Source organism: Amycolatopsis sp. CA-128772 (genome assembly GCF_002904295.1).
In the GTDB taxonomy this organism is placed as follows: domain Bacteria; phylum Actinomycetota; class Actinomycetes; order Mycobacteriales; family Pseudonocardiaceae; genus Amycolatopsis.
On the sequence record NZ_PPHG01000066.1, the window covers coordinates 19884 to 41570 of the forward strand.

21 protein-coding genes are annotated in these 21687 nt (G+C 73.2%); 10 read left to right on the top strand and 11 right to left on the bottom strand.

Annotated features, from left to right (window positions below; all coding sequences use genetic code 11):
* Positions 1–13: 13 nt before the first annotated feature.
* The 4 genes from bioB (at position 14) to C2L59_RS22170 (ending at position 2976) form a co-directional block, all read left to right on the top strand.
* Positions 14–1027: a biotin synthase BioB gene (gene bioB, locus C2L59_RS22155; RefSeq protein ID WP_103351427.1), complete on the top strand. Its 1014-nt coding sequence runs from the start codon at positions 14–16 to the stop codon at positions 1025–1027.
* Complete coding sequence (locus tag C2L59_RS22160; protein ID WP_103351428.1) at positions 1014–1220, top strand: hypothetical protein; 207 nt, start codon at positions 1014–1016, stop codon at positions 1218–1220. Before bioB ends, C2L59_RS22160 begins: the two co-directional genes overlap by 14 nt.
* A gap of 87 nt (positions 1221–1307) precedes the next feature.
* Entirely contained in the window at positions 1308–1904 is a 597-nt protein-coding gene (locus tag C2L59_RS22165) for a DUF2567 domain-containing protein (protein WP_103351429.1), read from the top strand.
* Positions 1905–1953: 49 nt separating this feature from the next.
* Positions 1954–2976, top strand: coding sequence for a M48 family metallopeptidase (locus C2L59_RS22170; protein ID WP_103351430.1), 1023 nt, complete (start codon positions 1954–1956; stop codon positions 2974–2976).
* Positions 2977–2982: 6 nt separating this feature from the next.
* Here C2L59_RS22170 and C2L59_RS22175 read toward each other — a convergent pair whose 3' ends face one another.
* Positions 2983–3699: an LON peptidase substrate-binding domain-containing protein gene (locus C2L59_RS22175; protein WP_103351431.1), complete on the bottom strand. Its 717-nt coding sequence runs from the start codon at positions 3697–3699 to the stop codon at positions 2983–2985.
* A gap of 105 nt (positions 3700–3804) precedes the next feature.
* Positions 3805–4437, bottom strand: a complete 633-nt coding sequence (locus C2L59_RS22180; RefSeq protein ID WP_103351432.1) for an NUDIX domain-containing protein — start codon at positions 4435–4437, stop codon at positions 3805–3807.
* Between the two features lie 111 nt (positions 4438–4548).
* Here C2L59_RS22180 and nadA point away from each other — a divergent pair, with 111 nt between their 5' ends.
* From nadA to C2L59_RS22200, 4 genes are all read left to right on the top strand, one after another.
* Positions 4549–5562, top strand: a complete 1014-nt coding sequence (gene nadA, locus C2L59_RS22185; protein ID WP_103351433.1) for a quinolinate synthase NadA — start codon at positions 4549–4551, stop codon at positions 5560–5562.
* On the top strand, positions 5559–7202 hold the full coding sequence (locus tag C2L59_RS22190; RefSeq protein WP_103351434.1) for an L-aspartate oxidase: 1644 nt from the start codon (positions 5559–5561) through the stop codon (positions 7200–7202). Before nadA ends, C2L59_RS22190 begins: the two co-directional genes overlap by 4 nt.
* Positions 7199–8092 carry a carboxylating nicotinate-nucleotide diphosphorylase gene (gene nadC, locus C2L59_RS22195; protein ID WP_103351435.1) on the top strand — a complete coding sequence of 298 codons (894 nt, stop codon included), beginning with the start codon at positions 7199–7201 and terminating at the stop codon, positions 8090–8092. The genes C2L59_RS22190 and nadC overlap by 4 nt, the downstream gene beginning before the upstream one ends.
* Before the next feature lie 85 nt (positions 8093–8177).
* Positions 8178–9323, top strand: coding sequence for a S8 family serine peptidase (locus C2L59_RS22200; protein WP_103351436.1), 1146 nt, complete (start codon positions 8178–8180; stop codon positions 9321–9323).
* A 293-nt stretch (positions 9324–9616) separates the two neighbouring features.
* Here C2L59_RS22200 and C2L59_RS22205 read toward each other — a convergent pair whose 3' ends face one another.
* The 6 genes from C2L59_RS22205 to C2L59_RS22230 form a co-directional block, all read right to left on the bottom strand.
* Complete coding sequence (locus tag C2L59_RS22205) at positions 9617–9979, bottom strand: hypothetical protein (protein WP_103351437.1); 363 nt, start codon at positions 9977–9979, stop codon at positions 9617–9619.
* The gene (locus tag C2L59_RS22210) at positions 9976–11247 is read right to left on the bottom strand and encodes an alpha/beta hydrolase (RefSeq protein WP_103351438.1); all 1272 of its coding nucleotides are present in this window, start codon (positions 11245–11247) and stop codon (positions 9976–9978) included. Before C2L59_RS22210 ends, C2L59_RS22205 begins: the two co-directional genes overlap by 4 nt.
* A complete protein-coding gene (locus tag C2L59_RS22215; protein WP_103351439.1) occupies positions 11247–12548 on the bottom strand; it encodes a WXG100 family type VII secretion target in 1302 nt (433 codons plus the stop codon). Before C2L59_RS22215 ends, C2L59_RS22210 begins: the two co-directional genes overlap by 1 nt.
* Entirely contained in the window at positions 12545–12931 is a 387-nt protein-coding gene (locus C2L59_RS22220) for a hypothetical protein (RefSeq protein WP_103351440.1), read from the bottom strand. Before C2L59_RS22220 ends, C2L59_RS22215 begins: the two co-directional genes overlap by 4 nt.
* A 93-nt stretch (positions 12932–13024) precedes the next feature.
* Complete coding sequence (locus C2L59_RS22225) at positions 13025–13327, bottom strand: hypothetical protein (RefSeq protein WP_003057455.1); 303 nt, start codon at positions 13325–13327, stop codon at positions 13025–13027.
* Positions 13328–13345: 18 nt separating this feature from the next.
* Positions 13346–13690, bottom strand: coding sequence for a WXG100 family type VII secretion target (locus C2L59_RS22230; protein WP_143264192.1), 345 nt, complete (start codon positions 13688–13690; stop codon positions 13346–13348).
* A 217-nt stretch (positions 13691–13907) separates the two neighbouring features.
* Here C2L59_RS22230 and C2L59_RS22235 point away from each other — a divergent pair, with 217 nt between their 5' ends.
* Both C2L59_RS22235 and C2L59_RS22240 read left to right on the top strand, forming a co-directional pair.
* A complete protein-coding gene (locus C2L59_RS22235; RefSeq protein WP_103351441.1) occupies positions 13908–14897 on the top strand; it encodes a hypothetical protein in 990 nt (329 codons plus the stop codon).
* 31 nt (positions 14898–14928) lie between these two features.
* Positions 14929–16335: a class I adenylate-forming enzyme family protein gene (locus C2L59_RS22240; protein ID WP_103351442.1), complete on the top strand. Its 1407-nt coding sequence runs from the start codon at positions 14929–14931 to the stop codon at positions 16333–16335.
* On the opposite strand, the gene C2L59_RS22245 is transcribed toward C2L59_RS22240, so the two are convergent.
* The 3 genes from C2L59_RS22245 to eccCa all read right to left on the bottom strand — a co-directional run bounded on the left by C2L59_RS22245 (position 16336) and on the right by eccCa (position 21627).
* A complete protein-coding gene (locus C2L59_RS22245) occupies positions 16336–16779 on the bottom strand; it encodes a YdeI/OmpD-associated family protein (RefSeq protein ID WP_103351443.1) in 444 nt (147 codons plus the stop codon).
* Between the two features lie 38 nt (positions 16780–16817).
* Positions 16818–17522 (bottom strand): trypsin-like serine protease, encoded by a 705-nt coding sequence (locus tag C2L59_RS22250; protein ID WP_370444763.1) that lies wholly within the window; start codon positions 17520–17522, stop codon positions 16818–16820.
* A gap of 178 nt (positions 17523–17700) precedes the next feature.
* Complete coding sequence (gene eccCa, locus C2L59_RS22255; RefSeq protein WP_103351445.1) at positions 17701–21627, bottom strand: type VII secretion protein EccCa; 3927 nt, start codon at positions 21625–21627, stop codon at positions 17701–17703.
* Positions 21628–21687 lie beyond the last annotated feature (60 nt).

Sequence of the window (21687 nt, forward strand, 5' to 3'; positions counted from 1 at the left end):
TCAAGGAGCCGACGTGACCGCAGTCCCGGACACCGATGTCCTCGCCCAGGCGCGCGAGCAGGTCCTCGAAAACGGCGTCGGCCTCGGCGAACAGCAGGTCCTCGACGTGCTCCGGCTCCCCGACGACCGGCTGCCCGACCTGCTCGCCCTGGCGCACGAGGTGCGGATGCGCTGGTGCGGGCCCGAGGTGGAGGTCGAAGGCATCATCAGCCTGAAGACCGGCGGCTGCCCCGAGGACTGCCACTTCTGCTCCCAGTCCGGCCGCTTCCCGACGCCGGTGCGCTCGGCGTGGCTCGACATCCCGAACCTCGTCAAGGCCGCCCGGCAGACCGCGGAGACCGGCGCGACGGAGTTCTGCATCGTCGCCGCCGTCCGCGGGCCCGACAAGCGGCTGCTTTCGCAGGTCCGCGAAGGCGTGAAGGCGATCCGCGAGGACGGCAACGACATCCAGATCGCCTGCTCGCTCGGCATGCTGACGCAGGAGCAGGTCGACGAGCTCGTCGACATGGGCGTGCACCGCTACAACCACAACCTCGAGACGGCGCGCTCGCACTTCCCGGCCGTGGTCACCACGCACACGTGGGAAGAGCGCTGGGACACCCTCCGGATGGTCGCCGAGGCCGGCATGGAGGTCTGCTGCGGCGGCATCATCGGGATGGGGGAGACGGTCGAGCAGCGCGCGGAGTTCGCCGTGCAGCTGGCCGAGCTGAACCCGCACGAAGTGCCGATGAACTTCCTCATCCCGCAGCCCGGCACGCCGTACGAGCACTACGAAATCGTCGAGGGCCGCGACGCGCTGCGGACGGTCGCGGCGTTCCGGCTCGCCATGCCGCGCACGATGCTGCGCTTCGCCGGCGGCCGCGAGCTGACCCTCGGCGACCTCGGCGCGGAACAGGGCATGCTCGGCGGCATCAACGCGATCATCGTCGGCAACTACCTGACCAACCTGGGCCGGCCGGCTTCGGCCGACCTGGAGATGCTGGACGAGCTCAAGATGCCCATCAAGGCCCTCAGTGACAGCCTCTGACGCACCCGCCTTCTGTGTCCACTGTGGACAGCCGGCGCCGGGTGGGGCGGACCACCCGGCGTGCCACAACCCGCGGACGGCGCTGGAGCCCCCGCGCTACTGCACGTTCTGCGCGCGCCGGCTGGTGGTGCAGGTCAGCCCGCTCGGCTGGACGGCCCGCTGCAGCCGCCACGGGGAGACGGCGAGCGGCTGACGAACCGGGGCGACACGGTGTGCGGCTCACCGCGGTCACGCACCGACCGGTTACGCTCGGTGGGCACAGTCGCAGGAGGGAGTCCGGGTGAGTGAGTCGTCGGGACCCGCGCACCGGCCGTCGGCCGTGGCCGGGCCGTGGTCGGTGCCCGTGCTGTTCCGGGAACGGCGGCCGCGGGTCGTCGTCAAGGCCGACCTGCTGCCCGCCGTGAGCGTGCTCGGCACCCTGAGCCTGCTGAGCTTCCCGCTCGCCTTCGCCTGGTCGCGGCTGGCGCCGCCGGAGCGCGTGCGCATCGTCGCCGCCGACGGCACCCAGGGTGCCCTGGAGCTGGAGAGCTGGCACCGCTTCGACGACCTCGCCGTCTTCGGGTTCCTCCTGCTCGGGCTGGGAATCGTCGTCGGCGTCGTCGTCTGGCTGCTGCGCGAACGCCGCGGGCCGGTCGTGTTCCTCGCCGCCGTGCTCGGGATCGCACTGGCCGGGGCGCTCGCCATGCTGCTCGGCGTCGGCTGGGCGAACAGCCACTACGCCGTGTCGAGCCCGCCCGCGCTCGGTTCGGTGATCGAGCTCGCGCCCCGCCTGGAGTCGTGGTGGGTGCTGCTGACCGGCCCGCTCGGCGTGTCGATCGCCTACAGCCTGCTCGCCACCTGGAACGGCCGCGACGACCTGGGCCGCCGACTCGGCTGACGGCTTTCCCCCTAAGGTGGTCGGCGTCACCTACAGGGGGGAACCGACAGTGACCGAGGACATCGAAGTTTCGCGGCACAACGCCGTCCGCTTCCCGGGCATCAGCCCGCGCGCGTACGAACACCCGGTGGACCGCGGCGCGCTCGCCACGCTGCGGGCCGTGCCCGGGTTCGCCCAGGTCGTCAAGGCCGTTTCGGGCTTCTACAACGAACGCGGCGAGCGGCTGATGGCGCTCGCGTCGTCGATCCGCGTCGGGCCGAAGCAGTACCCGGAGCTCGACCGGCTGCGCCACGAATGCGCCGAGACGCTGGACCTGCCCTCGGTGCCGAACCTGTTCGTCTACCAGGACCCGCGCATCCAGGCGTCGGCCGTCGGCATGGACGAGCCGTTCATCCGGGTGAGCTCCGGGCTCGTCGAGCTGATGAACCTGGAGTCGCTCCGGTTCGCCATCGGCCACGAGATGGGGCACGTGCTGTCCGGGCACGCGGTCTACCGCACGATCATGGTCCGCCTGATCGGCCTGCAGATGGCGATGTCGTGGACGCCGGTCAGCGCGCTCGGGATCCGGGCGATCATCGCGGCGCTGCGCGAGTGGTTCCGCAAGGCCGAGCTCTCGTGTGACCGCGCCGGGCTGCTGTGCAGCCAGAACCCGACCGCCGCGCTGCGGGCCCAGATCCAGATCGCCGGCGGGATCGACCCGGCACGCATCGACGTGCCGTCGTTCCTGCAGCAGGCCACCGAATACGAGTCGGTCGAGGACGTGCGCGACAGCTTCCTCAAGCTCAAGTTCGTCGAGACCGAGTCGCACCCGTTCGCCGTGGTCCGGGCGGCCCAGCTGCAGAAGTGGGCGGCTTCGGAGGAGTACCGCGCGATCCTCGCCGGCGACTACCCGCGCCGCGACGGGGACAAGCCGGCGTCGGACTGGAAGGATGACCTGAAGTCGGCCGCCCAGTCGTACAAGGACTCGTGGAGCTCGTCCACCGACCCGCTGACGAAGGTGTTCAGCGACGTCGGCGAAGCGGTTTCGGGCGCCGCCGGCAAGGTGTGGAACAAGTTCGGCAACGGCTCCTGAGCCGCGTCAGTTGAGGCTTGCCGGGCGGCTCAGGTCGGTGAGCTCGCCCGGGGGCAGCGGCACCGCGCCCAGGGTGTTCAGGAAGCCGGTTTCCCGGGTCAGCAGCCGGCAGGCGATGCGGAGCCGGCGCAGCGGGTGGCGTTCCTCCAGGAGCCGCTGGCGGTCCTCCAGCGGGAGCAGGCAGTCGGCGGCCAGCGCGTAGGCCAGGTCGCCGATCGAGGTGCCCGGCTCCGGGGGGTGCCAGTCGTCGCTGCGCCACGCCGTTTCGCAGTACCGCTGGTGCGCCGCCCGCGCGACCGTCGCCAGCCGCTCCGTCATGTCGCCGGCCGGCGACACCGGGTCGTCGTCGACCCAGTCCACCGTCGCGATCAGGTACGGCGCCGAGACGCAGTCGAGCTCGCGCAGGCGGAACCGGCGCCGGGCCTGCGTCACGACGTCGAACCGGCCGTCCGGCAGGCGCTTCGCCTCGCGCAGCACCGTGCTGCAGCCCACCTCGTACAACTGGTCCAGACCACGAACTTCACGCGTCAGCGACGACCGCAGGGCGACCACGCCGAACTCGCGGTCCGGCACGGTCCCCTTCACCAGGTCCGTCATCAGCTGCCGGTACCGCGGTTCGAAGATGTGCAGCGGAAGCTTGGTGCCGGGCAGCAGCACGGTCTGGAGCGGGAACAACGGCAGGATCGTCGTCGTCGCGTCACTTTCCGATTCCGGCTCGGTCACGCGTCCACCGTAAGGGGAGAACGCGTCCGGCGCAGTACGGTGACAACCGGGGCTTCGCCCCGGAGCCGGGGGCTTCGCCACCCGGACCCCTGAAAAGACCGTGGGTCACCGGGACGGCGGCTTGAACACCGCGAACGGATCGGTGATCTGCATGCCATTGCCGGCGAAGGAGAACAACGCGGCCGGGCGTCCGCCGGCCCGGCCGGGGGCGGCCGTGTGGCCGGTGGGGACCAGCAGGCCACGCCGGGAAAGCACCCGCTGCAGGTTGGTCGCGGAGACGCGGTAGCCCAGCGCCGCCGAATACAGCCCGCGCAGGGCGGAAATCGTGAACTCGTCCGGCGCCAGCGCGAACCCGAGGTTCGTGTAGGAGAGCTTCGAGCGCAGCCGGTCGCGGGCGCGCAGCACGATCGCTTCGTGGTCGAAAGCCGTGCGCGGCAGCTTCGCGACGTCGTGCCACTCGGTGTCCTCCGGCACCTCCGGGTCGACGTCGGAGGGGACCAGGCCGAGGAACGCCGTCGCCACCACGCGCGGCCCCGGCACCCGGTCCGGGTCGCTGAACACCGCGAGCTGCTCGACGTGCTTGAGCTGGCGGACGTCGACCTTCTCGGCGAGCTGGCGCCGGATCGACGTCTCGACGTCTTCGTCGGGCCGCAGCCGCCCGCCCGGCAGCGACCAGCGGCCGAGGTGCGGGTCGAGCGCGCGGCGCCACAGCAGCACCCGCAGTGTGTCCGAGCGCACTTGAAGGACCGCGCCCAAAACCTCGTGGGCCAGGGGGGCCTGGGTGTTAAGATGACTTCGCACGGTTTTCGATTGTAAGGCGAAAACCGGAAACAGGTCCAGGAGGGCCCGATGACCACCACGTTGGTTCCGGAAGGTCTCACCCCGTTCGGCGGGGTCGAGGCGAACGCGGCCTGGGCGGAGGAGGTGCGGCGCCTGGCGAAGCAGCGGGACGCGGTCCTGCTCGCGCACAACTACCAGCTCCCGGAGATCCAGGACATCGCCGACCACACCGGCGACTCGCTGGCGCTGAGCCGCATCGCGGCGAGCAGCGACGCGTCCACCATCGTCTTCTGCGGCGTCCACTTCATGGCCGAGACCGCGAAGATCCTCGCGCCGGAGAAGACGGTCCTGATCCCGGACGCGCGGGCCGGCTGCTCGCTGGCCGACTCCATCACCGGCGACCAGCTGCGGGCCTGGAAGGCCGAGCACCCGGGCGCGGTGGTCGTCTCCTACGTCAACACCACGGCCGAGGTGAAGGCCGAAACCGACATCTGCTGCACGTCGTCGAACGCGGTCGACGTGGTCGCCGGCATCCCCGCTGACCAGGAGGTTCTCTTCCTGCCGGACCAGTTCCTCGGCGCGCACGTCAAGCGCGTGACCGGCCGGGAGAAGATGCACATCTGGGCCGGGGAGTGCCACGTCCACGCCGGGATCAACGGCGCGGAGCTGGCCGAGCGCGCGGCCGAGGAGCCGAGCGCCGACCTGTTCATCCACCCCGAGTGCGGGTGCGCGACGTCGGCGCTCTACCTGGCCGGCGAGGGGGCGGTGGCGCCGGAGCGGGTCAAGATCCTCTCGACCGGCGACATGGTCCACGAGGCCCGCGACACGAAGGCCAAGACCGTGCTGGTGGCCACCGAGATCGGCATGATCCACCAGCTGCGCAAGGCCGCGCCGGACATCGACTTCCGCGCGGTGAACGACCGCGCGTCCTGCCGGTACATGAAGATGATCACGCCCGCGGCCCTGCTGCGCTGCCTGCGTGACGGCCTCGACGAGGTGCACGTCGACGTCAAAACGGCGTCGAAGGCGCGGGCTTCGGTGCAGCGGATGATCGAAATCGGGCAGCCCGGCGGCGGCGAATGACCACGCCGGTTAATGACCCACAGGCGAAAACCCCGGTCTGGGAAGCTCGTGCCGACCTGGTCGTGATCGGCAGCGGCGTCGCGGGGCTGACCGCCGCGCTGCGGGCCCAGGCGCTCGGGCTGCACGTCCTGGTGGTCACCAAGGCCGCCGTCGCGGACGGCAACACGCGCTGGGCCCAGGGCGGCGTCGCCGTGGTGCTGGAAAACGAGCACGACCTCGACGACTCGGTCGCCAAGCACGCGGAGGACACCCTCACCGCGGGCGCCGGCCTGTGCGACGAGGCGGCCGTGCGCTCGATCGTCGACGGCGGCCCGGCCGCGGTCGCCCGGCTGCGGGCGGACGGCGCGAAGTTCGACGTCGCGGCGTCCGGGGTGCTCGCGCTGGGCCGCGAGGGCGGGCACAGCGCGTTCCGCGTGATCCACGCGGGCGGCGACGCGACCGGCGCCGAGGTCGAACGCGCCTTGGTCGCGCAGGCCGGGCAGACGGGCGTGCCGGTGCTGGAGCACCACATCGCCGTCGACGCGCTCCTCACCCCCGGCGGCCGGGTCGCCGGCGTCACGGTGCTCGACCGCCACGGCGTGCCCGGCGCCGTCCGCGCGTCGGCCGTGCTGGTGGCCAGCGGCGGTCTCGGTCAGCTCTACCAGGCGACGTCGAACCCGGAGATCGCCACCGGCGACGGGCTCGCCCTCGCGCTGCGGGCCGGCGCGGCCGTGGCGGACGTCGAGTTCGTGCAGTTCCACCCGACCGTCCTCTACACCCCGGGCGCGCGCGGCCGCTGCCCGCTGGTCACCGAAGCGGTGCGCGGCGAGGGGGCCACCCTGGTCGACGGCGTCGGCCTGCCGGTGATGCGGGGCGTGCACCCCCTCGGCGACCTGGCGCCGCGCGACGTCGTCTCGGCGGCGATCACGCGGCGGATGGCGACCGCGCCCGGCGGCGTCGGCGACCACGTTTTCCTCGACGCGACTTCGGTCGCGGGCTTCGCGCGGCGGTTCCCGACGGTGTTCGCGGCCTGCGCGGCGCTGGGGCTCGACCCCGCCGTGGACCCGATCCCGGTGACCCCGGCGGCGCACTTCTCGTGCGGCGGCGTGGTGACCACTGTGGACGGACGGTCGTCGGTGCCCGGCCTCTACGCGGCCGGCGAGGTCGCGCGGACCGGGCTGCACGGCGCCAACCGGCTGGCCTCCAACAGCCTGCTCGAAGGACTGGTCGTCGGACAGCGCGTCGCGGAGGCCGTCGCGGCGGACCTCGCGGCCGGGCTGCTGGCCGACCCGGCGCGCGGGCGGCTGCCGTCGCGGACCACCGCGCCGGCGGCGGAGCGCGACTCCCTGCAGCGGGTGATGAGCCGCTACGCGGCCATCGGCCGGGACGCCGACGGCCTCGCGGCCGCCGGGTCGGTGCTCGATCTGTCGCTTTCGGACACTCCGTTGTGGACGCACGCCGGCGTCGAGGACGCGGCGCTCACCGTGGTCGCGCAGGCGTTGCTCGCGGCGGCCGTGCGGCGCACCGAGTCGCGCGGCTGCCACGTGCGGTCCGACTTCCCGGGGCCCGACGAGGGCTGGCGGCGCAGCCAGCTCATCCGGCTCAGCCCGTCCGGCCAGCCGGTGCTGGCCGACCCGATCCCCCTGGAGGGCGCGGCATGACGTTCCCCATCTCCGCACCGGTCCGCGAGCTGATCGCCGCGGCCGGGCTGGACGTCGAAGACGTCGAGCGCGTGGTTTCCACGGCGCTGGGCGAGGACCTGCGGTACGGCCCGGACGCGACGACGGCGTCGACGGTGCCCGAATCCGCCGTCGCGGTCGCGGAGCTGACCCCGCGCGTCGACGGCGTGATCGCCGGGCTGCCGGCGGCGCTGGCGGTGTTCGACATGGTGCTGGGCGACGGCTACGAAGTGCTGGCCCGGCGCGAGGACGGCGCCCGGCTCGTCGCGGGCGAGCCCGCGCTGGTGCTGGCCGGCCCGGTGCGCGGGCTGCTCACCGCCGAGCGCACCGCGCTGAACCTGCTCTGCCACCTCTCCGGCGTCGCCACCGCGACCGCCGCCTGGGTGTCCGAAGTAGACGGTACCGGCTGCGCCATCCGGGACTCCCGCAAGACGTTGCCGGGGCTGCGGCTGCTGCAGAAGTACGCCGTGCGCTGCGGCGGCGGGGTCAACCACCGGCTGGGCCTCGGCGACGCGGTGCTGATCAAGGACAACCACGTCGTCGCCGCGGGTTCGGTGACCGCGGCGCTGGCCGCCGCCCGGGCGCACGCGCCGGAACTGGCCTGCGAGGTCGAGGTCGACACGCTGGACCAGCTCGAAGAGGCCCTGTCCGCCGGGGCGGACGAGGTGCTGCTGGACAACTTCACGCCCGAGGAATGCCGGCGGGCGGTGGCGCGCCGCGACGAAGTCTCGCCGAAGACGCGGCTGGAATCCTCTGGTGGCCTCACGCTCGGCCGTGGTAAGGCGTACGCCCGGTCCGGTGTGGACTACCTGTCGGTGGGCGGGCTGACCCATTCGTCGCCCGCGCTGGACCTCGGGATGGACCTTCGCTGAAGGAGTGTTCCGGGCTAGACTGGCGGTGGCGGAATCCTTGTCCGCCACCGTCTTTCGTTCGGGGGTTGGGGTGCGGATACCGGCGGTGCTCGCGGTGGCCGGCCTGGTGGCCGCTTCGGTCGTTTCCGGTGTGTCCGGCGCGCCGGCGGCCTCGGCCGAGGGGTGCGCGAACCCGTCCGGCACGTACACCGGTGAAGTGCCGTGGGGCCAGCGCCTGGTCGACCCGGCGCGGCTGTGGCCGCTGACCCGCGGCGACGGTCAGCTGGTGGCCGTGGTCGGCACCGGCGTCGACGGGCAGAACGCGCAGTTCGCGCCCGGTCAGCTCGAAGGCGGCGCGGGCACCGAGCGCACCGACTGCGACGGCCGCGGCACGATCGCGGCCGGGATCGTCGGCGCGCAACCGGATCCGTCGACGACGTTCGCCGGCATCGCGCCCGGCGCGCGGCTGCTCCCGTTGCGCTACACGGCATCCGACGGCGGCGACCCCGGCGCGCTGGCCGGGGCGATCGACACGGCCGTGGACCGCAAGGCCGGCGTGATCCTGATCGCGGTGCCCGCAGTGGCCGACAGCCCGGCGTTGTCGGCGGCGGTTTCGCGGGCGCGTTCGGCAGGGGCGGTGGTTGTTTCGGCGGCGTCGGCGACCCAGCAGGGCGCGCGGACGTACCCGACGGCGACGTCCGGGGTCCTGGCCGTCGGCTCGGTGAACCCGGCGGGCGAGCCGGTGCAGACGGAGGCGGGGGACCACGTCGGCGTGGCGGCGCCGGGCGCGGACCTGGTGAGCACGTCGGCCGGGGCGGGCGGCGCGGTCGCGCACCGCTGGCCGGTGACCGACCCCGGCCTCGCGGCGGCGTACGTGGCCGGCGTGGCGGCGTTGGTGCGGGCGTACCACCCGGCGCTCACCGGCGACCAGGTCGTCACGCGGCTGACGCTGACGGCCCACCGCCCGCCGTCGGGCAGCCACGACCCCCGGCTGGGCTGGGGAGTCCTGGACGCGTACGCGGCGGTGTCCTCGACGCTGCCGGCCGACATCGCACCGCCCGGCGCGGCTCCCGGACCGGCCTCGGCCCCCACCGTGGTCCCGGCCGCGGCCCCCGCACCCCACCGCCCGGACGTCGCGGCGGCCACGATCGCGCTGGCCGGGGTCGCCTTGGCCGCGGCCGCCGGCGTGACGGTCGCGGCCGTCCGCCGGGCCCGCCGCCGGGGCTGGCGCCCCTCCCGCTTCACCCCGTAACCGCCCCCCCGGTACGCGACCCGACCCTCCAGACACGCGAGATGCCCGTTCCAGCACATGAGTTCCGGCTTCAATCACGCGAGTTCCGGCTCTGATCACGCGAGTTCGGTGTACCGGAACGGCGAACTTGCGTACCCGGAGGGTCGACTCGCGTACCTAGACGGTCGGTTGGCGTGATCCGGGCCGGGACTCGCGTGATTGGGGACGGGACTCGCGTGATTGGGGACGGGACTCGCGTGATTGGCGGGGGATCTCGCGTGACTGGGGAGGCATCACGCGTGAGTGGAGGGGTATCAGGCGGGGACGGGGCGGGTCGAGCCGATGATCGCCACCGCGTGGCCGGCTCGGGTGACGTGGATCGTGAAGTCCGCGCCGTCGCGGGAGAAGCGGGTGATGTGCTCGCGGGACGTGCTGCGGTCCTGGGCCTCCCAGCCGTCGCGGCGCAGGGCCGGGACGAGCGACGCCAGGCTGGTTTCCGGGGACGCCGGGTCCGCGAGGCGGACGCCGTACTGCCAGCACAGCAGGTGCCCCGGTTGGGTCGGGTCGCAGTCCAGCTCACCGTCGAGGGTCCGGTCCGCCGGGCCGCCGAAGGCCGCCGCGACGTCGTCGATCACCGAGGTCAGCTCGCCCGCCAGGCGGGTCAGTTCCGGGGTCACCGCAGCACGCTCCCGTCGCCGGTGAGCACGCGGTACATGTTCGTCCACGAATCCGAACCCGGCTTCAGCACGTCATTGTGCGACGACACGCCCCACAGCGCCGAACCGGCCGCGTCGTGGCCCGTCGCCAGCTCGGTGACGCCGGGGAAGACGTCCGGGTCCGCGCCGTGGCCGATGCCGGTCCACTCCAGGCCCCATGCGTTGCCCTGGGCGAGCACGATCGGGTCGAGCGGGGCCGTCATCGAGTACCGCTGGACGCCCGCCTGGCTCGGCGGCAGGTCGGCCGGCGACCACACGCCGTGGCCCATCCCGGCCGACTCGACGTGCAGGACGCGGTCGACGTCGAGGCCGTGCGCCTCGGCCAGCCCGACCGTCGCGCCGCCGTAGCTGTGCCCGATCGCGGTGAGCGTGACGCCGGAGCCGGCGTGGCCCGCGATTTCGCCGCGCAGGTCGTCGGCGAAGTGCTTGAGCTCCGGCGCCATCGCCTGCGCGTAGCCCGCGTCCGGCCCCTGCGCCACCGGGCCCTGCGGGAACACCCCGTCGGCCCAGACGACGACCGCGGTGCGCCCGGCCGGGTCCGCGGCCACCAGGCTGCGCCCGAGACCGGCGTAGGCGTCGAAGTTCGACAGCTGCGTGTTGACGCCGGGCACGAACAGCCCGACGTTGCGCGTCCCCGGCTCGATGTGCCCGACCAGCTCGGCGATCCGCCCGTTGCCCGAGGGATCGAACCGCAGGATCTGCCGGTCGTTCGCGAGGATGTCCTCGTACAGCTTGATCCGCGCCTGCGACCGCGCGATTTCGCCCGGATCGGCCGACGCGGCCAGCCGCGCCCGCTCGGCCGTCAGCGCTTCGGCGACCTTGACGCGGTTGCCCGCGATCGCGTGCGCCCACGCTCCGGTGTCGGCCGCGCCGCCGATCCCGGCGGGATTTCCCGCCCGCGGCAACGGGTCCTCGGGCAGCAGCGCCCGGTACATCGCCGCGACCTGCGCGTCCGCCCGCCGGTACCCCGCGGCCGACGCGGTCAGTCCACTTTGGATGGTCCGCAGCCGGGAGACGTGCGAGCCGAGCTTCCCGCCCAGCTCCGTCATGGTCTTCTCGAACGTCTTGGCCGCGGCGGCGGACTCGCTCAACTGGCCGAACGCGGTGGCGGGCAGCTTCTCGCCCGCCACCGCCGACTGCGCCGCCGCCAGTGCCTCGGCGCGGGAACCGGACTCGCCGGCCTCCGCGTCGAGGCGCGCCGGGGCCACGCGATAGCCCGCCGCCGTCATCAGGAGCCGTCTTCGCCGATGACCGGCGGCGCGACCGGCGCCGACTGGCCCCAGACGTTCTCCGTCTCGACCAGCCACGCCGGGATCCGCCGCCCGGAGCCCATGTCCCCGCCGCCGCCCATGCCCATCGGCATCATGGGCATCATCGGCATCGCGCCCTTGGCCGCCGACGCGGCCGCGGCCCCGGCCGCGCCACCGGCGAGCCCGCTCAGCGCGTTGCCCGCCCCGCCGTCGCCGGCCAGGCCGGAGTGCGCCGCCGGCACCTCGCCGGGCCCGGAGAGCCCGCCGCCGCCGACCGAAACCCCGCCGCCGCCGAGCGAAGGCGCGTCACCGCCGCCGATCGGGATGCCGCCGCCGGTGCCGCCTTCGACGCCGGCGCCGCCCCCGCCGAGCTTCGTGCCGGCCGGTTCGTCCTTCTTGTCCTTGGGATCCTTGCCGGTGGCCCACGACGGCACCTTCGGCATGATCGAGCCGAACCGGCCGAACGCGGCGGCCGAAGCCGCGGCGAGCCCGGCGGTGAACATGTCGCCGAACAGCGGGTTCGACGTCGGCACGGTCGTCCCCGGCTGGGTGCCGCCGGCCCCGGGCAGCGGGTGCCCGTCCGTCGGCGTGACGATGACGCCGGGCCCGTTCATGCCGTTGCCGACCAGGCCCGGTGCTCCGCCGCCGCTGCCCGCACCGCCGCCGGCCGGCGGCGTCGTGGGCGTCTGGACGGCGTTCGGCGACGCCGGGATCGACTCCTCGGCGACGGTGTACTCGCCGGCCAGCTGGGTCATCACGACGATGGCCTCGCCGTGCGCCGACCCGGCGGCGTTCGCGGCGGCCTGCTGGGCTTCGACGTTCGCGATGGCCTGCTGGCGCTGCTGCGCCGCGGCCTGCACGACGGCGGGGGAGGCGTCCGGCGGCAGCAGCGGCGGGTTCACCGCGAGCGCGACGTCGGCGGGGGCGACGTCCGGCACCGAAACCGGCGGCGGCATCTCCTTCTTGGCCTTCACCAGCGCGTCGGCGGCGTCGCCGAGCATCACGTTCATCGCCTCCGCGGTCTGCGCCACCTTGGAGATGCCGTTCGCGAGGTCGATGATCATGTGCTGGTACTGCTCGGCCGCGCCACCGGTCCACTGGTCCTTGAACTCGGTCAGCTCCGAGTTCAGGTTGTGGGCCTGCTCGTGCAGGTGCAGCGAGGCGGACTTCCACTTGTCGGCGGCGTGCCGCGCGCTGTTCGGGTCGCCGGCCTGCAGCATCGCGTAGAGCTGCTGGTGGCTGTACGCGGCGAAGTTCGTGTGCGCGGTGTTCTTCGTCATCCCTTGCGGCTCCCGTCCGAGTCCCCGGCGCCCAGCAGGCCGAGCAGCGGGTCGAGCAGGCCGGTCACGGCGCCCGAAGCGTGCAGGTCCCCGGCCACCGACTGGTCGGCGCTCGCGTAACCGTCGGCGACCGTGGTGGTGACGTCCTGGGCGAACCCGATCGCGCTGCGGACCTGGTCGAGCAGGCCCTGCATCTCCGAGACGGCGGCGCGGTGGGCGTCGGCCAGCGACCCGGCCTCGCCGAACTCGCCGAACAACAGCGGCTCTTCGCCCAGGGTGAGCAGGAAGTCGTTCGGTTTCGACATCGCGTGGATCTGGGTCTCCAGCTCCCGCACGAAGTCCTTCAGCGATTCCAGGTGGACGTAGTACGACTGGTCGTGCATCGGGTCCCGGCTCTCTGGTCGCGGTACGGAAAGCCGGTCGGCCGGTGCGAGCGGGGGGTTTCCCGCACCGGCCGACCGACGTCTTGGCGCGGATCAGCCCGCGAACAGCCCCTGGTTGCGGTTCTCCAGCGACTGCTGGAGGTCGTGCGCCTCGCCGACCTTGCCGCCGAACTGCGCGATGATCGCGACGATGTCCGCGGTGGCCTGGCGCAGGCGCGTCTCGGCCTGGCGGGCGGCGTCACCGGCGGAGCTGCCGGAGGCGTACCAGGTCGCGGTGATCGGCTGCAGGTTCTGGTGCAGCTGCTCCAGCTGCGAGGTGAGCGCCTTGGCCTTGGCGGCCAGGGAAGCCGAGCTGTGCTGCAGCGCGGCGAAGTTGATCTCGACGACGTCGGCCATGGTGGGCGTCCTCTCGGGTCAGGGGTTGAGGCGGGGGAGCACGCCCGAGCCCTCGAGGGTGTTGCCGACCCCCTGGAAGCTCTGGTGGACGTCGGCGTCGCCGCGGCCGTAGTTCGCGTGGCTGGTGTGCACGAGCTGGGACATCGTGTCGAGCTCCTTCACCGCCGCCGTCATCTTCTCCTGCAGCCGCCGCTGGAGGTCCCAGAAGGCCACGGCCTGGTCACCCTTGTAGTTGCGCAGGGCCTCGGTCAGCTCGGACTCCAAGCTGGCCATCGTGGACTTGGCGTTCGTCGCGGTTTCCTCGAAACCCTGGACGGCGCGCGTCATGGCAGCGGAATCTGCCTGGAATCCCGGACTGGACATCGACGGGCCACCTCCTTCCTGAAGCGAATTCCCCGGGCGCGGTGGTCCGCGCGGTGTGAAAGTCACGCTAGAAAAGAGGCCTGTGTGGTCAAACGGCACAACTGCCGGTCGCACTGACGGCACTATTACCCACACCCCCGGCGGTAGGGCCCGCCATACCCCGGGACGGTGGCGCGCTCCAGTGACCCCCTGCGACCCGCCCGCCAGGCTTGGTGGCATGGCAGACAAGGGAAATCCGCTGGTCACGGTCCGCGCGTGGCACCGCCCGCTGGTGGTGCTCGCCGGGGCGATGGGGGTGCTGTGCGCGGTCTCGCTGCTCGGGCTGCTGCTCGATGATCGCACGCTGGTCAACGCGGCGATCTGGCTCAAGCCGTTCAAGTTCTCGGTTTCCATCGGCCTGTACGCGCTGACGCTGGCGTGGCTGCTGACCCACGTGCACCGCGCCCGGCGCACCGGCTGGTGGTTCGGCACGTTCTTCGCTCTCGGCATCGGCATGGACGTCGGGCTGCTCGTGTGGCAGACGATCGTCCGCGGCCGCGCGCTGCACTTCAACCAGGCGACCCCGGCCGACGTCGCGATCAACAGCCTCGTCGCCGGCGGCGCGTACACGGCGTGGCTGATGACGGCCGCCGTCGTCGTCCTGCTGCTGTTCCAGCGCCTGCCCGACTGCGCCCTGAACTCGGCGCTGCGCTGGGGCGGGGCGCTGGCGGTCGCCGGGATGTACGTCGCCACCATGATGTTCACGCCGTCGCCCGCCCAGCAGCAGGTCCTCGACGCGGGCGGCGAGCTCTCGACGTTCGGTGCGCATTCCGTCGGCCTCGAGGACGGCGGCCCCGGCCTGCCGGTCACCGGCTGGAGCACGGTCGGCGGGGACATGCGGATCCCGCACTTCGTCGGCATCCACGGCCTGCAGGCGCTGCCCCTGGTCGCGTTCGGGCTGCTCCTGCTGGCCCGCCGGTACCGGGTGCTCGAATCCGACGTCGTCCGCCGCCGGCTGGTCCGGACCGCGGGCGCGGGCTACGCGGGCCTGCTCGTGCTGCTCACCTGGCAGGCCCAGCGCGGCCAGTCGATCGTGCACCCGGACTTCTGGACGCTCGCCGCCGCCACCGGCCTGGTCGCGGCCGTCGCCGTCGCGGGGACGCTTTCGCTGCGGTCGGTTCCCCGGCCGGAGACCGTTTCTGCCGAAATTCTGAGATCCGCCCGGTAGACCGGGACCTCCCGGGCGAAAGGCGGTCGAGATGGTCCACCCGCAGGCTTTGCTGGACGAGCTGCAGCGCGCCCCGGGAGTTCCCGCGTTCGAGCACGGTTCGCGGGTGACCACCCGCGGTGAGCTGCGGGACCTGATCGGCCGGCTCGCCGCGGGCCTGCGGGCGGCCGGGCTGGGCCCGGGCGACGGCGTCGGGCTCGCCACCGGCGTCACGCCGGCGGGGTTCGCGGCCCTGGTCGCGGTGCACGTGCTCGGCGGCCGCGCGGTCGCGGTGCGGCCCGGGCTGCCGGAAGCCCAGCTGCGCCACATCCTCGGCGACGTCGCCGTGCTGGTCACCGACGGCGAGCCGGTGGCCGCGGGGGTCCCGGTGCTGCGGATGGCGGACCTGCTCGGTGCCTACGCCGAGCCGGTGCCGCAGGGCCGGCCCGGCGACGTCGCGACGGTGGTGTTCACCAGCGGCAGCACCGGCGTCCCCAAGGGCGTGGCCTACAGCTACCGCGCGCTGACCGAGGGCCGGGTGTGGCGGCCGCCGGTGCCCGGTTCGGCCCACGAGCGGCTGGGCGCCGGGTTCGGGCGGTACCTGCTGTTCGGGACGCTGGCCAGCGCGGTGATGGTCGAGCAGCTGGGCGTGTGCCTGCTCGCGGGCGGCACGGCGGTGGTCCCGGAGGGGAATCCCGACTTCGCGCAGGTGCTGCCGGGGTTGCGGATCACGGCGGCGCTGACGACGGTGCCGCGGCTGAACCAGCTCCTGGACGTGCTGCGGACCTCGGACGTCGACCTGAGCGCGTTGCGGACGTTGATCGTGGCCGGCTCGCCGGTGCCGCCGCACAAGCTGGCCGAGGCGGCCGAGCGGATCGGGCCCGCGATGCACCACGCGTACGGCCAGACCGAGACGGGGATGCTGACGATCTGCCGTGCCGGCGAGGGCCGGGGTTCGGTCGGGAAAGCCTGCGACACGGTGGAGATCGCGGAGCGGGACGGCGAGATCTGGGTGCGCACGCCGTCGGCGTTCGCCGGTTACTGGCGCGACGAGGCGGCCACGGCCGAGGTGCTGCGCGACGGCTGGGTGCGCACGCAGGACCTCGGGTTCGTGGACGGCGACGGCTACCTGCACCTGTCCGGCCGCGCGCGGGACGTGGTGATCGTCAACGCGGTCATCCACTACACCGGCCCGATCGAGCGGGCGATGGCCGCGTGCCCGGACGTCGACCAGGCGTACGTCGTGGCGGTGCCCGACGAGCGCACCGGCGAGGCGGCGCACGCGTTCCTGGTGCCGGCCCCCGGCCGCGAGCCGGACCTGGCCGAGGTGCGCAAGGCGGTGGCGGCCGAGCTGGGCGAGGCGGCGGTGCCGGCGCGGTTCAGCTTCGTGGGCGCGGTTCCGGTGGCGCCGTCGGGGAAACCGGACAAGGCGGCGCTCCGGGCGTCCATTGTGGACTGATCATAGCCTGGCGCGCAGGTCGGTGATCACCTTGGCGACCCGCCGTCGCCGGGTCTCCGCCGTCTTCGCCTGGCCGATGGGCAGCACGAACCGCTGCTTCGCGCTGTAGGAGAGGCTCTCGAACCGGGCCCGCGCGGTGTCGTCGGCGGCGAGCGCCTCCGCCAGATCGGCGGGGACGTCGAGTTCGCGAGGGGCGGTGTCGAGGGCGATCCCGACCTCGACGTCGTCCCCGGCGGCGACGCCGGCCGCCGCCCGGTTCTCCGCGCTGAGCGGCACCAGGAACTGCCCGCCGCGGCTCGCGACCGTCGTGCGGTAGGTGTGCCCGCGCAGCGTCACGGTGACCGCGGGCTTCTTACCGCCGCCGAGCGCCTCGACGACGTCGGCCGGCACCGGCAGCCCGGTCGCGGTCTTGCCGCCGAGCAGCACGTTCGTGCGGAACTTCATGGAGCGAGTATGCCGCGCGCGCGGCATACTCGCGTCCATCAGACGCCGGCGGTGGTGCGGATCCAGCTGCGGCTGGACGCGATGCTCGCGTAGTTCTGCGTGCCCTGCGGGTTCGAACCGGAGTTGTTCCCGGTGGAGCACACGCCGACCTGGGCGCCGTTGTAGAGCTGCGGGCCGCCCGAGTCGCCGTGCCACGCCGAGCCGTTGACGCCCTGGCTGGCGATGGCCGTGCCGCCGAAGGCGTCCGAGCTGAGGCCCGTGACGCGGACGTTGGCGGTCTTGAGGGTGCTCGAGGGCGGGCTGCTGCCCTGCGTGCGGCCCCAGCCGTAGATCTGGTTGGTGGAGCCGGTCGGCGGGTTGCCCGTGCCGAGCTTCATGTAGGTGGTGCTGACCGCCGTCGTCAGGTGCAGCAGGGCGATGTCCCCGTTGGGGGACGCCTTCTGCTGGTCGACGGCGGCGTTGGTGCCCTGCTGGAGCGTCACGTTGCCGACCTTGACGTGCATGCCCGGCGAGTTCAGGCAGTGCCGCGCGGTGAGCACCCACTGCGGGGCGATGATCGTCCCCGAGCACTCGAAGCCGCCGTAGGTGGTGACGTTGTTCCAGTAGATCTGGGCGCCCCACGGCGCGGAGGAGACGGTGCTCCCGCCGATGATGTCCTGCTGGGCGTCCGCAACCCCCGCTGAGACCAGGCTCAGCGCCGCGGCGGCCGCTCCGACCGCGGCTACAGCCCTCGACATTCGCATGAAAATGCCCTTCGGCCCAGGTGATCCGGATATCCGTCCCGAACGGGACGGTCCGCCCAACGTATGAGCCGTGAAGGATTTTCGGAACCTACCGAAGTCGGTAACCGGCGGGCGGTGGCGCAGGGCCGCCACCTTCGACGGTTTCGAGGCGGGGCCGGGACCGGTTGTCCCGCACCGCTCAGGACTCCACCGGTTTCGTCCACGCCACCTGGACCAGCCCCGTCCCGTGCCGCCGCGAGACCAGCGTTCCCCGGCCCGGCGGCTGCGGTGCCGGCTTCACCTCGCCCAGCAGCGTCCCCTCCTCCTTCGCGCCCGACATCACCAAGCCCGGCGAGCCCAGCTCGCGCAACCTCTGCAGCACCGGCTCGAACAACGCCCGGCCCGCGCCGCCCGAACCGCGGGCGATGATCACGTGCAGACCGATGTCCCGCGCCTGCGGCAGGAACTCCAGCAGCGGCTGCAGCGGGTTCCGGCCCACCGTGGCCACCAGCTCGTAGTCGTCCACCAGGACGAACAGCTCCGGGCCGCGCCACCAGGACCGGTTCCGCAGCTGCTCCGGCGTCACCGACGGCCCCGGCAGGCGGTTGCGCATTCCCTGCGCGCACTCCGCGATCAGGTCCGTCAGCTGGCCCTCCGCGCCCGCGTAGCCCAGCAGGTGCGGCTCCGGGACCGCGCCGAGCAGGCCGCGGCGGTAGTCCGCCACGATGATCGCCGCTTCCTCCGGCGAGTACGCCGACGTGATGCCGCGGGCGATCGCGCGCAGCAGCGACGACTTCCCCGACTCCACGTCGCCGAAGGCCACGAAGTGCGGGTCCGCCGCGAAGTCCAGGTACACCGGGCGCAACGTCGATTCCGCGATGCCCAGCGTGACCTGGCGCGAAGGCGCGGGCGGCAATCCGTCCAGGGGCACCTCCGGCGGCAGCAGCCGGACCTGCGGGGCGCGTGGCCCGTGCCACGCCTCCGAAATCCGCCGGACCAGGTTGACGCCGCCCGCGCCGACCGTCTCCGGGCGCTGGTCGGTGTCGATGCGGGGCAGGGCCGCCAGGAAGTGGAGCTTCTCCGCCGTGATGCCGCGGCCCGGGCGGTCCGGGGGGACGTTGGCCGCGACCTTGCGGTCGATCGAGGAATCCATCGGGTCGCCCAGGCGGAGCTCGAAGCGCGTGCCGATCGCGTCGCGCAGCTGGGCGCGGACGCCGATCCACTGGTTGAGCGAAACGATCACGTGGATGCCGAAGCCGAGGCCACGCGCCGCCAAGCCGGTGATCTGCTCCTCCAGCTGCTCGTACTCCTGGCGGATCGTGGTCCAGTTGTCCACGAACAGGAACACGTCGCCGAACTCGCGGTCGTCCGTGCTTTCGGTGAACTCGGACCGGCGGGCGCGGAACGCCGCCATCGACTCGATGCCCTGTGCGGCGAAGAACTCCTCGCGCTGCTCCAGCAACGTCGTCAGCTCGGCGACGACCCGGCGGCAGCGCTGCGCGTCCCGGCGGGTCGCGTACCCCGACACGTGCGGCAGGCCGGCGATCGGCGCCAGCGCGCCACCGCCCATGTCCAGCACGAACAGCTGGACCTCGGCCGGCGTGTGCGTCAGCGCCAGCATGCCCGCGATGTCCTTCATCAGCGTCGACTTGCCGCTCTGCGGCGCGCCGACGATCAGCGCGTGCCCGGCCGCGCCGGAGAAGTCGGCCCAGTGCAGGTCGCGGCGCTGCTCGAACGGCTTGTCCACCAGTGCCACCGGGATCGTCAGCTTGCCGTTGCCGCCCCAGCCGAGCGGGCACAGGCCGCGCGCCGCGTCCTCGCCCAGCGGCGGCAGCAGCTGGTCCAGCGTCGGCGGTTCGGCCAGCGGCGGCAGCCAGATCTGGTGCGCGGCCGGCCCGCGGCCCTCCAGGCGAGACAGCATCGCGCCGATGATCGTCTCGCCGGTGCCCTCGGCCGAGGGCACCGGCGACACCTCGGTCGTCACCGGGATCTCCACCGGGGCCAGGGAAAACGGCAGTACGCCCAGTTCCTGGCCGTCCTCGCGCACGACCGTGCTCCGCGGCGGCAGCTCGCCGGAGACGTAGGCCGCCTTGAGCCGGATCAGCGTCTCGGTGTCGGCCTTCAGATACGCCGACCCCGGCACCGGCGGCAGGTGGTAGGCGTCGGCCACGCCCAGCACGGCCCGGCTTTCCGCGGCGGAGAACGTGCGCAGCCCGATCCGGTACGACAGGTGCGAGTCCAGGCCGCGCAGCCGGCCCTCCTCCAGCCGCTGCGACGCCAGCAGCAGGTGGATGCCCAGCGAGCGGCCGAGCCGGCCGATCGCGACGAACAGGTCGATGAACTCCGGGCGCGCCGACAGCAGTTCGCTGAACTCGTCGATGATCACCAGCAGCGACGGCAGCGGGTCCAGCGGCGCGCCGTCGGCGCGGGCCTTCTCGTAGTCGCGCACCGACGCGTAGTTCCCGGCCGCGTGCAGCAGTTCCTGCCGCCGCAGCAGCTCGCCGTTGAGCGCGTCGGCCATCCGGTCGACCAGGGCCAGGTCGTCGGACAGGTTCGTGATGACGGCGCAGGTGTGCGGCAGCCCGGTCATCCCGGCGAAGGTCGCGCCGCCCTTGAAGTCGATGAGCGCCAGGTTGAGCGTCTCCGACGAGTGCATCACGGCCAGCGCCGTCACCAGCGTCCGCAGCAGCTCGCTCTTGCCGGACCCGGTCGCGCCGATGACCAGGCCGTGCGGGCCCATCCCGCCCTCGGCCGACTCCTTGAGGTCCAGCTCGACCGGCCGGCCCTCGGGGTTGACGCCCAGCGGGATCCGCAGCCGGTCCCGCGCCGCGCGCGGGGCCCAGGTGACGGCGGTGTCGGTGTCGCGCGGGTCGCCGATGCCGAGCAGCCCGGCCAGGCCGAACGTCGAGGACATCGGCTTCTCGCCGACGACCGCCGCGGGCGTGTGCAACGGCGTCAGCATCCGAGCCAGGGCTTCCGCGGCGCCCCGGTCGAGGACGTCCGGGCGGCCGAGGAAGCCGAGGCGCTGCTCGCCGCCGTCGCCGACGACCATGCCGAGCGACGCCGGCGCGGTGTGCAGGCTCAGCAGCCGCTCGGTCGAGGCCGCCCGCGGGTGCTCCTGCCCGACCTCGAGCACCGTGACCCCGAGCCGGCCGTCCTCGCCGATCAGCCGGGGCTCGCCGTGCGCGGTGCCGCCGTCGACGACGACCACCAGGTGCGGCAGGTCGAGTTCGGCCGCCGCCCGACGGCTGAACGCGGGACGTTCGCCGAGGTCGGCGCCGAGCAGCTCGACGAGACCGGCCGCGGTGTCGGCGGCCAGCCGCCGCGAGCCGACGGCGTCGGTCGCGCCGGCCGCGGTCGCGTGCGGCAGCCACTTCGCCCATTCCCAGTCGTGCTGCCGGTCCGGCGACACGCACACCGCGACCCGCAGGTCGGCGGGGGAGTGGAAGGTGACGAGCTGGCACAGCAGCGCCCGCACCAGGCCGAGCACGTCGGGCCGCCGTCCGGCCACGGTGACCGCGGCGAACGACCGCAGCGACAACGCCACCGGCAGGCCGTCGACCGTCGAATAGGTGCGGATGAAGTGCTTGAGGCTGGTGGACGACACCGGGTCCAGGTCCTCCAGCGGCACGGTCTGCGGCGCCTTCAGCGGCGTTGCGAGCCGCTGCGGCCCGGTGCCCGCGCGCACCTGCGCGAACTGCGGCTCGGTGCGCCGGCGGTCCCACAGCTTCCCGGTCTCGACGTAGGCCCACAGGTCGGCCGGGTCCGGCTGGACGGCGATCATGGCCGCGCGCTGGCCGTCGGCGATGTCGCGGACCTGGGCGCGCAGCCCGGACAGGTACCGCTGGTAGTCCCGGCGTTCGTCGTTGATCTGCGCTTTCTTCGCCATCCCGCCGCGGCCCAGCGACATCACCACCATGCCGCCCATGGCGCAGAGGAAAAGAGCACCGAACACCCACGTCATCACGCCGCCGTCGCGTCCGATGTAGACGAACGACATCGCGCCCATGCCCAGCATCATCGGCAGGAACATCATCAGCTGCACCATGCCGCCCGAGGAGCTCTTCGGGAGCATCGGCGGGGACTGCAGCACGATTTCGCTCGGTCGGTCGGACGGCAGGCTCATCAGGTCAGGCTGCTCCTGTTCGGGGGCGGTCTGACCGGTATTTTGGCCACTCGCCGCCAC